General features: G+C 56.2%; 11 protein-coding genes and 3 pseudogenes. 8 read left to right on the forward strand and 6 right to left on the reverse strand.

The window, feature by feature from the left end; all coding sequences use genetic code 11:
• Positions 1 to 308 precede the first annotated feature (308 nt).
• A complete protein-coding gene (locus tag MRBLMR1_RS22920; RefSeq protein WP_500066424.1) occupies positions 309 to 737 on the reverse strand; it encodes a DUF6678 family protein in 429 nt (142 codons plus the stop codon).
• A 315-nt stretch (positions 738 to 1052) separates the two neighbouring features.
• On the opposite strand from MRBLMR1_RS22920, the gene MRBLMR1_RS22925 reads away from it, so the two are divergent.
• The gene (locus MRBLMR1_RS22925) at positions 1053 to 2075 is read left to right on the forward strand and encodes a hypothetical protein (RefSeq protein WP_500066426.1); all 1023 of its coding nucleotides are present in this window, start codon (positions 1053 to 1055) and stop codon (positions 2073 to 2075) included.
• 366 nt (positions 2076 to 2441) lie between these two features.
• Here MRBLMR1_RS22925 and MRBLMR1_RS22930 read toward each other — a convergent pair.
• The 3 genes and pseudogenes from MRBLMR1_RS22930 to MRBLMR1_RS22940 all read right to left on the reverse strand — a co-directional run bounded on the left by MRBLMR1_RS22930 (position 2442) and on the right by MRBLMR1_RS22940 (position 5581).
• Positions 2442 to 3435, reverse strand: a pseudogene (locus MRBLMR1_RS22930) (tyrosine-type recombinase/integrase).
• Positions 3432 to 4352 carry a tyrosine-type recombinase/integrase gene (locus tag MRBLMR1_RS22935; RefSeq protein ID WP_500066428.1) on the reverse strand — a complete coding sequence of 307 codons (921 nt, stop codon included), beginning with the start codon at positions 4350 to 4352 and terminating at the stop codon, positions 3432 to 3434. Before MRBLMR1_RS22935 ends, MRBLMR1_RS22930 begins: the two are co-directional and overlap by 4 nt.
• Positions 4349 to 5581 (reverse strand): tyrosine-type recombinase/integrase, encoded by a 1233-nt coding sequence (locus MRBLMR1_RS22940; protein ID WP_500066430.1) that lies wholly within the window; start codon positions 5579 to 5581, stop codon positions 4349 to 4351. The genes MRBLMR1_RS22935 and MRBLMR1_RS22940 overlap by 4 nt, the downstream gene beginning before the upstream one ends.
• Positions 5582 to 5835: 254 nt before the next feature.
• Between MRBLMR1_RS22940 and MRBLMR1_RS22945 the strand changes: the two genes are divergently transcribed.
• Positions 5836 to 6147: a hypothetical protein gene (locus MRBLMR1_RS22945; RefSeq protein ID WP_500066432.1), complete on the forward strand. Its 312-nt coding sequence runs from the start codon at positions 5836 to 5838 to the stop codon at positions 6145 to 6147.
• Positions 6148 to 6226: 79 nt separating this feature from the next.
• On the opposite strand, the gene MRBLMR1_RS22950 is transcribed toward MRBLMR1_RS22945, so the two are convergent.
• Both MRBLMR1_RS22950 and MRBLMR1_RS22955 read right to left on the reverse strand, forming a co-directional pair.
• Positions 6227 to 6946 carry a hypothetical protein gene (locus MRBLMR1_RS22950; RefSeq protein ID WP_500066434.1) on the reverse strand — a complete coding sequence of 240 codons (720 nt, stop codon included), beginning with the start codon at positions 6944 to 6946 and terminating at the stop codon, positions 6227 to 6229.
• A gap of 490 nt (positions 6947 to 7436) precedes the next feature.
• Positions 7437 to 8180, reverse strand: a complete 744-nt coding sequence (locus MRBLMR1_RS22955) for an Imm42 family immunity protein (RefSeq protein WP_500066436.1) — start codon at positions 8178 to 8180, stop codon at positions 7437 to 7439.
• A 467-nt stretch (positions 8181 to 8647) separates the two neighbouring features.
• On the opposite strand from MRBLMR1_RS22955, the pseudogene MRBLMR1_RS22960 reads away from it, so the two are divergent.
• The 6 genes and pseudogenes from MRBLMR1_RS22960 to tnpC all read left to right on the forward strand — a co-directional run.
• Positions 8648 to 9010, forward strand: a pseudogene (locus tag MRBLMR1_RS22960) (IS66 family transposase); the annotation flags it as partial.
• A gap of 55 nt (positions 9011 to 9065) precedes the next feature.
• Positions 9066 to 9776, forward strand: a complete 711-nt coding sequence (locus MRBLMR1_RS22965; protein ID WP_500066438.1) for a hypothetical protein — start codon at positions 9066 to 9068, stop codon at positions 9774 to 9776.
• A 98-nt stretch (positions 9777 to 9874) separates the two neighbouring features.
• Positions 9875 to 10171, forward strand: a pseudogene (locus tag MRBLMR1_RS22970) (DDE-type integrase/transposase/recombinase); the annotation flags it as partial.
• 42 nt (positions 10172 to 10213) lie between these two features.
• Positions 10214 to 10600 (forward strand): IS66-like element accessory protein TnpA, encoded by a 387-nt coding sequence (tnpA, locus tag MRBLMR1_RS22975; protein WP_500066440.1) that lies wholly within the window; start codon positions 10214 to 10216, stop codon positions 10598 to 10600.
• Entirely contained in the window at positions 10597 to 10950 is a 354-nt protein-coding gene (tnpB, locus tag MRBLMR1_RS22980) for an IS66 family insertion sequence element accessory protein TnpB (RefSeq protein WP_130801384.1), read from the forward strand. The genes tnpA and tnpB overlap by 4 nt, the downstream gene beginning before the upstream one ends.
• Positions 10951 to 11019: 69 nt before the next feature.
• Positions 11020 to 12409 (forward strand): IS66 family transposase (gene tnpC, locus MRBLMR1_RS22985; protein ID WP_500066443.1); only part of this gene is annotated, 1390 nt, incomplete at its 3' end.

Raw genomic sequence — 12409 nt, forward strand, 5'->3', positions numbered from 1 at the left:
GTTTAAAAGTCCCATGTGGATCACTCCGTTGCCCCCGTCGCTCACCGCGTTGGGGGAAGGTTCACATGGCTCAATTCTCAATGGAAATTATGCGCCTAACCGGCTCAGTTCTGCGTGGAAACCAACATCCAGCAGCTTAATGGTGTCGCTGTCCACTGCATCCCTCATTTTTTCGACTGCCCGGAGCTTACTAATAACAAAGGCTGTAAACGACCACGACCGGAATTGGCGCGAAGCAGAAGACGGCATCCGGCCCGAAGCGGACGTCGAAGCAGCGGCGAGATATCAGCGCAGCCGCGTCAGACAGATCACTTCACATGCCCAACGATCCGGATTACGTCTTCCGAAACTTCTATAGGAAAGCGTTTCCCGGTGCCGTCGATGGCAATCCTGACGGCATCAAGGTCTTGGGTCAATGTTTCAGCCGGAAGGTTATCCCATCGTTTTCGTTTGTAGGACCGGCGGAACTCGATCCATTCAATCTCCACCAGTGGATAGACATTCCAAAGGTCGATATACGCATAGTGTGGATGCAGGTCGGGGAAGACAGGGGACAGCATCCCTTCACCGCTCACGAACTTCGCCGCGCACACAGCCTCTATGCCCGCGTCTTCCAATGCCCGAAATAGAATGCGCCACTTTGCGTTCGACATCAGGGATGAGGCGTAGTTCTCCCTCGCGATTGTCCTGGCCTTGAGCCGCCGAGCCGCCATGTCCACTACGTCACGCCGTCCCACTTACCCATCTCCTGCTACGCCTATCAGGCGGTTTAAGCTACGACCGCTTCTGGCGCTTCAGCGACATGACGGCCCTCGGCCCGAAGCGGTCATTGTTGGCCGAATGCGAAGAGGCAGCTTCGAACCCTCATAGTGGCCATTGACGCTCAGTGATTAAGCGTACAGAAATTACTCCGCTAACGTGAGAGATAACAAGGCGTTATCATGCGTATCGGCATTGGGACCCGTGCCGATTTGCACCCTGACAGGCCCATCGCACTGTTATAAATTGCAACGGCGCTTATGTCTCAGCGCCACATACGAATTGGCAGCAGCATGAAAACCAAACCTCCCGTCATGAGTGTTGAATTGAAAGCAGCCCTCAATGCTGTTGGCGAAAAGCTCTATAACGGCAAGGCGCTGCAGGGTGAGGTGGAGGCGGTCATTAGCCTGTTGGATGACCTGTCACCGCTCAGCGTCACTCTTGTGTCAGGGGCCATTCGCAACGAGGCAAACTTGTTCGGTGCGGTCAAAACCCAGCCCTTCTGGAAAAGCCTCGTAACACCTCTCAGCCACTGCGACCAGCTGCACAACACACCGGGGTTAGAGCTGCTGTTCCTGTTTCATGGCAATGGCCAGTTGCGTGAACTGGCGCTGGAGAAGATCACGCAAGGGCTTGTCTCGCCCTTCTGGGTGGCAGCCGTGCTGTTTCGCATGAATGACTGGGCCGTGCAGGTGCGCGAAAGCGCCAACCGCTGCGTGGAGCGCGTGCTGCCCGTCACGCCACCACACGTGCTGGCAAAGGTCGCGCTCACGCTGTTTCCCCGTCAAGGCGAGTGGGGCCGCTGGAATGACGCCGGGCAAACGCTTGCCAGAAGCCTGATGACGAGACCGGATATCAGCGCGGAATTTGCAACGCTGCTGATGCCCAATACCGCCGGGCCAGTGCCAACCGCCTTCCGGCTGGCGCTGAGCACCCCGTGGCTGGATACGTATCTAAGTGACATCGCCAGCCAGGCCACAAACCCCATTGTTCGCGCCATTGCCGTGGAAACCCTGCTGCAAGGCACGGCGCGATGGCGCTCCGGTTATGAGCACAAATGGCTGGACAAACGCTACAACATTACCCAACTCGTTCCAGTCTACACCAGCCGAACCCTCGATATTGCCCCACAGCCGGAACTGATTGCCAAAATGGCAATAACAGACCGTTCCGCCTTCGTGCGCCGCACAGTCCTGCAATGCGCCGACCGCCACACGATTCCCCCAGAACTTTCACGCACCTGCGCACAACACCTAACCAACGACTCCGACAAATCCGTGCGGGACCTCGCGGCGTTTATTTTGCGCAAGCGGTGAGTATGTGCAAGAAGTCACCAACCCCAACTTCACTCCTGTGCCTGTCACAGGGGTTCAGGCCAGCTCAAACCGTCGGTGGGAAATTTGGAGTGGGAAACGATGAGCTATCGCATCTCCGTTTCGTCCCGGAGCGTCACTTCACGCCTTTGATCGCACCCGGTTGCCTTCGCGAAAGTCCAATTGAAGCGACACTTGTTTGCCTGACTTTTGCAGCAGCCGCAATGTCCGGTGTTGGTGCATTCTTGCCATCGATGCTGCAGCGGTCTCCTGAAGATCAGTCACATCCTACGTTCTCCAGCCTCGGAAGCGTACTTGCCGGGTCATTAACATCGCGGCAGTCGCCGCGATGTTAATGACCAATAGAGGTCAAAGCCTGTCCAGGAAGGAGAGCAGATCGTCTCCGGCCCTGAACCGACCTGGTGAACAATCATGGAAAGGCTCGATCTTCGCGAGCGCGGCCTCCTTGATAGCCAGATGCGCGTGTAGATATGGCTGTGTCGACTTGGTGGATTCGTGCCCGAGCCACAAGGAGATAACCGTGCTATCGACGCCCACATCGAGCAGTGCCATCGCCGCCTGTGTCGAAGAATATGGGGCGATATTCTCTTTGCGCGAAGCGAGATGCAGGTCTTCGACGCAGCCAGTACGTACTTTGCCAAAAGGTATTGGACTGCATCCGGGCTCATCCGGCCACCGTGAATGGTCGGAAACAGGACCATTCCATTTGCGATGGGCGGCTCATCCAACCACCTTGTGAGTGCGGCATTCAGGACTTTGGTGATCGGGGTGCATCGCTCCTTACGACCCTTCCCAAAGCAACGGATATATCCAGCTACCCCGACCGTGATCGCAGCCCGGTCAAGCCCGACCAGCTCGGACAGGCGCATTCCTGTTTGCACGGCGGTCAGCAGCAGGAGGTGGTCTCTGCGACCGAGCCAGGTCTTCCGGTCTGGGGCGGCGAGGATTGCGTCGATCTCTGTCCTCGTGAGAAACTGGACCTCGCGCTTCGCTCCGATCTTGCCTGGTATCGCGAGGACACGCTGGATTTGGCCGCTATAGGCAGGCTCTTCGAACGCCAAGAAGCGGAAGAAGCACCGGATTGCCGTCAGCCGAAGGTTGAGGGTCGCCGGACTGGCATGGCGCTCCAGGTCCAACTCGTCGAGGAACGCTACCACCAACTCCGCATCGAAGTCCTCCAGTTGCAGATCGGACGGATGCCTGCCGGTTCGACGATGGGCGAACTTCAGGAAGAGTTTGAATGTATCCCGATAGGAGGCGATTGTGTGTGGGCTGACATTACGTTGGCGAGCAAGACGCTGGGTAAAAAGCGTTCGATCAGGCTTGGGAGAGGATTTGTCATTGGACGGCTTCCCACTTGGCTTCCAGTCGACGCTTTGCTTCATCCAGGAGATCGGGATGGGCACTCAGATACCAGTAGGTCGCATCGGTATGATTGTGCCCGAGATAAGTCGATAGCTCCGGCAAGCGTCGGTCGATGTCTTCGCGCGCCTGATACCAGGTGAGCAATGTCCGAACGGCGAAGGTATGCCGAAGGTCATGTATACGGGGGCCGCTACGCTCGCCCGCTTGTCGCAGGCCCGCCCGACGCGTCCATTGGATGAAAGAGAAGTGCGGGTTAGCATGGATCAGAGCTTTCCCGCGATCTCCGACGAAAAAGTGGTCGCTCGCCTGTCTGGTCGTCTGCTCGTCTCGGATCGACGCATATCGCCGAAGCGCTAACGTCGTGCTCGGGTGCAACGGGACAATACGGGTCTTCCCGAACTTCGTCGCACGGATCGTCAATGTACCCGTTTCCAGATCGGCGTCCGCCCGGAGCAACCGTGCCGCCTCGGAGAATCGCAGCCCGGTCGATGCCAGCAAGCCGAAGAAATAGTGATAGGTCGGCCCTCGGAAGCTTCCGGGATGTAGGTCGATCATTGACTTCATCAAATCTGCGATCTGTTCGTCAGAATAGACGAATGGGCGAGGCCTTCGTTGTGGGGGAAAGATTTGAGAGGGCGGTATCTCTGTCAGGGGGTCGACCAGCTGAACATGGCGGGCAAATGATCTGACGGTCGACAGGCGTGATGACCACGTCGCAGGTCCACACTGGTGGCCTGCCCAATCGACAGCAATCTTTGCCGTGATCCGCTGCGCGCCATGGGCCGTTGCGTATCGCACGAAATTGCGAAGGCGGCTTTCCTGACTCTGGAGCTTGAACCCAAGTGAGCGCCGCAGAGTCAGGTATTGTTCAAGAGCTTCGGCCATCTCCATCATAGGACTTCTCCTGCCCATGGCCGTGAAAGAGATCGAAGGCGTTCGATATCGAATTTGGCATATATCCGGGTGGTGTCAGGGTCCTTGTGGCGAAGGAGTTGAGCAAGCTCAGTCATGCCAACGCCCGACCTGATGGCGACCGTTGCGAAGGTGTGCCGGAAGATATGAGCATGATGAGAGCTGGTTCCCGTAACCTCCGCCCGCTTCAAGGCCCTGCGAGCGATCAGAATGACCGGCGTCGCCGTCGCGAACGGCGTACATGGGGTCAAGACCCTGTGAAATATCGTCCGAGACCCGGATATCGGCCGCCCGTTCAGGATATAGTCTGCGATAGCCGCACCGACATCATTCGGCAAAGGCATGGTCGCAACCCTGCCGCCCTTGCCGTGAATCCGAAGGAGCCCTGACTGCCAATCGATGTCATCGAGCGACAACAAGGCCACCTCGCTTGCACGCAAGCCAAGCCTCGATAGCAGCAGGAGAACGGCATGGTCTCTGCGTCCAGATACCGTGGAAAGGTCGCAGTTCTTCAAAACGGCATCGAGTTGCGCGACGCTCATATATGCAGGCAACGCCGAGAAGCGAAGGTTCCTCGGGCTCGGCACTGCTGGAGATAGATTTTGCTCGATGTATCCTGAATTGTTCAAGAAGCGAAGCAAAACCCGGATGTGCCCGAACCAAGTTCCGAGGCTGTTGCTTGAGCAGCCCGCGAAGCTTTTGGTCAGATAGGCCCGCACTTCAATGTGGGTGAGCCGGGAAATACCTGAATAATCATCCCAGACACCCAGAAGAAAGCGGCGGGCACACCAAATATGTCCGGAAATCGATTGCTTGGAATAGCCTCTTCGACGAAGTTCCGCGCCGTAGAGAGTCAAGACGGTCTCAGCCTGGTGGACTGGCTCAGTCATTGGGCATAGGGCACCAGCGGCGATAAGCTCGACCTGCAACCGTCTCAGCGTCGCTCGATTGCCATTCTGAAGTTTGCCGTCGGCCTCTCGTCTAGCGATGAAACGTCCGAAGTCGGCAGGCTCGATCCTTCCATGCTCTGCCTCGTGGTGATCGATCTGGAACTTGATGAATGCGCCAACAAGCCGGACGGATCGAATGATGGACTCCTGAGTGTAGCCCATGTCCACCATTGATAGGACGAGGGCATCCACGCTTTGACGATGCGGCCAATCCTCGATCAGCTTCCAGCACTGCATCCCGGCGAAAGAAGGTACGGTCATTTATGTCGCCTCCGCTAAGTTGAAGTTGCAGAGACAAGCTACTATGCCGAGCCATTGAGCTTGGTTTACCGGAAATCTCGGGCTTTAGGGAATGGTCTCGGCATAGTATCCGGCTCAGGATAAACCCCCGACTTGCACATCGATACGCTGAAAATCAAATCCAGGAATTTTCACTAGGCAGCTTTGCGCCAAAAGCGGTCATTGGTAATACATCCTGGCTTCCGCTATGTTCGACCGAACACGGGAGCTGATAGATGGATTTGATAGCCGAGAGGCTTGTTGGGAAAGAGCTGAGGGAAATTCAGCACAAGGCAGCATTTGATACGGTCATCGCCTTTGAAGATGGTGCGATAACGGCTTGGACCGAGGTAAGGATAGACATCGGTTTCAGCGATGATCCTGTTCGAGTTAAAGAATTGGTTTGGTCTGACGAGTGGTGTGAAATTTTTCTCGACGCGGGTACAATACGGATTAGCCGCATCCCGACCTCGCCAAATCCCGAGTGTTTCATCTATGGCTCTACAATCGACCCTGATCTGATGATTGTTGATAGTGGAGAAGAATAGGTCTGCGTCCGCTCACGGCCAAATGCGATCTACCGCTTCGCGCCAACAGCGGTCATTGCGACAATTGTCCAAAATCGCTTTATCTGCTCGCGTTGCCGAAGAAATGGCTCTGTGTGATAAGAAATCCAATTGGACGTTCACTTATTGGTCTCCGCCTCCCCGGTGGGTCTCTCTCGAAAAGGGGCATTCGAGGTGAAGTGTTCAGCCAAGGCAGACGAGCTACCAATTTCTTGGTAACGGGGCTGTCAGTGGTTTCTATTTCCAAACCTCTGAAATCTACGCCGGGGAAGACCTGACCTATATCGCGGGGGGTGAGTTCGAAGATGGTTTTCGGGTCGCTTTCATCTCGAAAGGCGACGATTGCGGGCAGTTGATCAGGAGGACGCATTCTGTACCTGAAGCGTCCCTTCGCTGACCTTAAGCGCTCAAAGTCATCATTACTCAAACCGCCAATACTGTTTTCAATTTTCAAGGTCCGCAGGATGGCAACTTCCCAAATCCGACTAAGGCTGCTGCCCGGCTCGCGTCGAATGGGAAGAATGAACAGGCTTCCTTTCCCCGGAATGTCCACTACCAGAGCTTCGCCGTAAAGTCGCGTTGACCCACCCATTCCTGTGAGACTGTTGGTCACGCGAGCATAATGGATTTCCATGACCGTTGACGCTTCGAAGGGACGACCATCCACGTCGAACGACGCGATCACACGATAGCGCAGTTGCGCTCTCTCTCCAGACTGGCATCCGACGAGCGAAATAGCGGTGAACGAAGCCAGTAGACCTCGACGAGTTAGAATTCCCAATGATCGCCTCACGTATTACGTGAGATATTCGTAGACGCCGGTCGTGTTTGAAGGCTTAACGCTCTGACAAAAAAGGGTTTGGGATGACCGCAAGGGGCCGACTGCCGTCTTCCGCTTCGCGCCAAGAGAGGTCATCAATTCCAGATTAATCCTTCTGATGGAGTATTATGGAAAGCGTGATGCCAATTTAGGTTTACAGAGGCTTGTTATGATAGGCGGACTTGCCGAAGCTACACCTTATCTCATCGTTCTTGTGGGGTGCGGCGTCGTTTGGTTCGTTGTTTCGCGATACAAGTCGATTCACGATGTTCCGCGCAAGCAACTGGCATTGCTCGGACTAGGCTGGCTCGTTCTAGTTTACTTGTTTATTCTCGCTGTGTCCCAATGACCGGTTAGGGCCGAGAGCCGCTTCGCGCCAATTGCGGTCGTTAGACCGGGTTGCTATTGAGTTCGCACCGTCAACGCCGAGCACCATCATGGACATTGCCAATCAAGAGCAGGCGTTCTCTGACAAGATCGACTGCAAATTCCCATATTCAGATGCTTCCGAGGCAGCCATCCTCATCGAAGAGGCGCGTTCGATTTCCACAAACGCTGAATTTTGTGTGCTGTACGAAATCGTCTCCCCACCAGCCACCGAAGGACTACCGAAGCATATACAACGAGAATTGTTGGCTGCCTGGGTCGACAATACTGCGTCCCCCCTTGCAGCTCGCATTGCATGCCAATTCTCGAAGAAGGCATCACGCCATGCTCCGAGCACCCTATAGAAATCCTCTCCATCAAGCCATAGTTCGGAAAACCGGTCTGGCGCTTGTTGGCTGTTGATGCAGCCGAGAAGTCGGACCTTGCTACCAACATCGAACTGGAGGACATGCCCTCCATCATCAAACGCTGCATCACCGTCCGGAGCCCAGAGAATATGTCGGGCCAATATCGCGTCGGGGAGGTCGGGGTTAGACGGCTCTCCGTAATGAGCCTTCAGGAAGTGCTCTGCTATCGCGTAGCCGTCATACCGGCCATCTAGGATAGCGGTATGCTCTCCCCTTCGTTCCAGTCGCGCAGTGACTTCGCGGAAAGAGCAGCCCAGCAGTGAAGCATCATGTTGGAAGACACCGTAGCGTTTACCCAGGATATGAATGTTGAAATAGCCAAGGGCCATCTGGGCTTCGGACGGATATGCTTCGGTGATTTCGCTCTCAACAGCAAACGTTTTGGGGTCGCCGATCAACATGGTTACGCTTCGTTTTCGCGTGGAAACAGATCGGCTCTAGCACCGTAGTGTCGGGAAAACAATTAGACCGCTTAGGGCCGAATCCTGCCTTCGGTGCCGGATATTATGCCGAGCTTGCTCGGCGGCTTCACCTGAAATCTCGGGCCTTAGGGAAGGGGCTCCGCATAGTATCCGGCTCGGGATAAGTCAGGGATCTGCATATCGATACGCTGAAGGTGAAGAGCCGGAATTTTCAGTAGAAATATTTCGACGTCTACAGGGTTTTGGGTTCATATCTGCTCAAGAGCGGAACCTTTTGTAACCGGGCTATTAATTCAATCCCATTCAGCTCCGGTCATCGTACTCGTAACTTCAGGGCTTGAGCTAAAACGTCGACAGAGCTCAGGCCAGTGGGACCCGCGCCAAGCGCGACCGGTTCCCTAAGGCCCCAGATGGCAAAACATCTCCATCCGCTTGGCTGATCGATCAGCGCGCAATCGCCGCTCGGCGAAGCTCTGGCCTATATCGCCAAATACTGGGATGGCCTCTGTGTCTTCCTGACCGACGGCCGGATCGAGATCGACAACAATACCGTCGAACGGACCATCAGGCCGATTGCGTTGAACCGAAAGAACGCTCTCTTCGCCGGACACGATGCGGGAGCAGAGAAGTGGGCGACCATCGCTTCGTTGATCGAAACCTGCAAGCTCAAGGCTGTCGATCCGCTGGCCTACCTGAGCGCCACCCTGACCGCTATCGTCAACGGCCATAGGCAGAGTGAGATCAACGAGTTGATGCCGTGGAATTATGCCGATGGCAAGAATTCTACGAATACTGGCCATTCGAATTAAACATCCTCACCGTATTCTCAAATTGTATCCGTAGGGCCCGTTTTGAGGTAGCAGCGTGTTCATTTGGTCAAAGACCCGCTTTGTGATCGTGTTCATTATTGCCATCGTCTTTGGAGGCGCTGGGATAGACATGGTCATTGAAGGTCGGCAAGGCGGATGGCCGACCGTCATGTTCGCCATCGCGTTCGCCATTGTCTTCATCGCATCGCTGTCCACAGTACAACCTCGAACGGAGGTGCTCCGGCTCCCGGTCTCCCAGTACCCAAAGTCGATTAAACTAACGGGGCGCAGGGGGCGCGGCCTCTTTATGGCTCTGGCCTCATCTATGATCGCGCTGGTGTTTTTCTTTGCCCTGTTGTCCTCCCCGGTGTTGGTAGGAAGCGTGATCCTTTACTCTGTTTTGATGACGGTTTTCGGCGTTTCAGCTCTCATTCTGACAGCCGCAACAATCAAACCCAATCGCCTAATCATGGACGCGGAAGGCCTAACTCTCAAAAACATCTTTCAAACCAGACGATGGGAATGGCGCAACATCCAAGACTTCAGAGCGATCTCTGCGGTGACGTACGGGAAACGCAGTATCAAAGTGAAGGACATAATTGGTTTCGATGATCGTAATACAAAGCAAACAGCTCGCGCTAATCGACAGAAGCAACGGATAGGGGTGTCCACCAGCTTCCCTAACCAATTTGGCCCGTCTGACGATGAACTTGCGTCCGCTCTTAACGCTTGGAGGCAGCGAGCGATCTCTGACGGTGACCGTTGATTGCCACCACCATAAAAGCGTTTCCTTCACCTTTCCAGCGACGGCAAGATTAATGCTGGTGGGAGCTTCCGTACAGTCATTGTGCTGCAGCGGCACCGCTTACCTTCGTCTCGGATCAGTTCACCGATGGCCGCAGGTTCCGGGTGCTGACCGTCGTCACCGATTGCACCAGGGAATCCTTGCCACTCGTCGCCGATACGTCTCTCTCCGGCCTGCGGGTTGCTCGCGAACTGGAGCGGATCATCGAGGGACGAGGCACGCCGAAGATGATCGTCAGCGACAATGGCAGCGAGTTCACCAGCAACGCGATCCTAGCTGCCAAGCGCTCCTTCCGCGAAATGCTGAAGGACGAGCGTAACCGGTGTTCTGACCCCACATTGCTCGCTGCCGCCTGATCTGTGATCGACATTCCATGGATGAAGAACGGGAGTTTCTCCGTGGAGACTACATTGGAGTTTCTCACAAGCAGGGAGCCTGTACGTGAGGTTCACCGACATTGGCCTGATGAGGTCAAGGCGAAGATCGTTTCGGAGAGCCTGAGGCCTGGCACGAAAGTCAGTGAAGTTGCGCAGCGCTATGGATTGCGAGCCAACAGCCTCTCCACTTGGCGGACGATGGCGCGGCAGGGCAAGCTGATCCTGCCAGCACCGCAGGATGCGGTAGAGTTCGCGGCGGTTATCGTCGATCCGCCACTTTCGGAAACTCCACCTAAAGCGGTTGGTCGCCCTGAGATCGTCCTGGGTCCAGTTACGATCCGCCTTGAGGAAGGTTCCTCTGTGGCCAGGATCGCGGCCATTGCGCGTGCCTTGGCCGCAGCGACATGATCTTTCCATCGAACCGGGTGCGGATCATGGTGGCAACTAAGCCAGTGGATTTCCGGAAAGGTCATGATGGATTGGCGGCGCTGGTGAAGAACGAGCTACACAAGGACCCGTTCACTGGAACGGTCTTCGTGTTTCGGTCTCGTAAGGCAGATCGGCTGAAGCTGATCTACTGGGATGGCTCAGGTATCGTCCTAGCCTACAAGAGGCTGGAGGAGCACACCTTTACCTGGCCCGGCATCAAGGATGGACTGATGACGCTGACCCACGCCCAGTTTGAAGCCCTGTTTGCTGGCCTCGATTGGCGGCGGGTTCATGCCGTCAAGACGAGAACGCCGGAGACCATCGAGTAGCTGCGGCACGATGACTCAGGGCCACAAATTCCAAAGGAAAATCGGCTTGAGATTTGGTAAGTTCTGGCCATGCTGGATGCCATCGAACTTCCCGATGATGTTGATGCCCTGAAGGCGATGCTGATCGCGGCGCAGGCACGCGAAGCGGATAAGGTTGCCCAGATCGCCCGGAAAGATGAGCGGATCGAGCGGCTGCAGAAGCTGGTCGCGGCCTTCAAGCAAGCCGCCTTCGGGCGCAAGTCCGAGAAGACTGATGCCGACCAGTTCGATCTGGCACTGGAAGACCCGGAAACGGCCATGGCAGTGATCCATGCCGAGGATGAGGCGGACGCTCCTGTCGGGAGTAGGGTCACCAAGCCACGCGCAATCAATCGCGGCTCTCTTCCGAAGCATCTTTCCCGTGTCGAAGAGGTGATCGAGCCGGAAAGCCTGGTCTGTGCTTGCGGCTGTTGCCTGCATTGTATCGGCGAGGATGTCTCCGAGCGGTTGGACATTGTCCCGGCGCAGTTCCGCGTCATCGTCACGCGACGCCCTAAATATTCGTGCCGTGCCTGCACCGATGGCGTCGTTCAGGCCCCGGCTCCAGCGCGGCTGATCCAGGCGGGCCTGCCGACAGAAGCAACCGTCGCCCATGTGTTGGTTTCCAAATATGCGGATCACCTTCCGCTCTATCGACAGGCCCAGATCATCGGCCGCCAGGGCATCGATCTCGACCGCTCCACCCTTGCCGATTGGGTCGGCCGGGCAGCGTTCGAATTGCGCCCCGTCTTCGATGCCCTGATTGCCGACCTGAAGCGCTCGACCAAGCTCTTCATGGATGAGACCCGTGCTCCGGTTCTGGACCCCGGTTCCCGCAAGACCAAGAACGGATACTTCTGGGCTCTGGCGCGGGATGATCGCCCATGGGGTGGCGGGGCACCGCCGGGGGTGGCCTTTACCTATGCGCCTGGTCGAGGCGGCATTCATGCCGAACGGATATTGCAGGGCTTCTCCGGAATCCTGCAGGTCGATGGCTATGCCGGATACAACAGACTGATCGGGCCAGACCGAATAGGGCCCGACATTCGGCTTGCGTATTGTTGGGCACATGCTCGTCGCAAGCTGGTGGAGATCACCCGTAACGGAACAGCACCCATTGCCGAGGACGGCGTCAAACGGATCGGTGAACTTTATCGGATCGAGGCCGAGTTGCGCGGCCTTGATCCGGAGGCTCGCCTGGCCGGACGGAAGGAGCGATCAGCGCCGTTCGTCGCCGACATGCAGGCCTGGCTCGTCCATCACCGTGCCCGTGTCGCTGGCAAGTCGCCGCTCGGCGAAGCTCTCGCCTACATCGCCAAATACTGGGATGGCCTGAGGCTCTTCCTGTCTGACGGACGCATCGAGATTGACAACAATACCGTCGAGCGGACCATCCGACCGATTGCTCTTAATCGTAAGAATGCACTTTTTGCCGGACATG

The sequence above is a fragment of the Neorhizobium sp. LMR1-1-1.1 genome (assembly GCF_040675795.1).
In the GTDB taxonomy this organism is placed as follows: Bacteria; Pseudomonadota; Alphaproteobacteria; order Rhizobiales; family Rhizobiaceae; genus Neorhizobium; species Neorhizobium cellulosilyticum.

Coding starts and splice junctions, on each gene's coding strand:
- MRBLMR1_RS22925 (WP_500066426.1), top strand. CDS start 1,053: ATGAAAACCAAACCTCCCGTCATGAGTGTTGAATTGAAAGCAGCCCTC.
- MRBLMR1_RS22935 (WP_500066428.1), bottom strand. CDS start 4,352: ATGATGGAGATGGCCGAAGCTCTTGAACAATACCTGACTCTGCGGCGC.
- MRBLMR1_RS22940 (WP_500066430.1), bottom strand. CDS start 5,581: ATGACCGTACCTTCTTTCGCCGGGATGCAGTGCTGGAAGCTGATCGAG.
- MRBLMR1_RS22945 (WP_500066432.1), top strand. CDS start 5,836: ATGGATTTGATAGCCGAGAGGCTTGTTGGGAAAGAGCTGAGGGAAATT.
- MRBLMR1_RS22955 (WP_500066436.1), bottom strand. CDS start 8,180: ATGTTGATCGGCGACCCCAAAACGTTTGCTGTTGAGAGCGAAATCACC.
- tnpB (WP_130801384.1), top strand. CDS start 10,597: ATGATCTTTCCATCGAACCGGGTGCGGATCATGGTGGCAACTAAGCCA.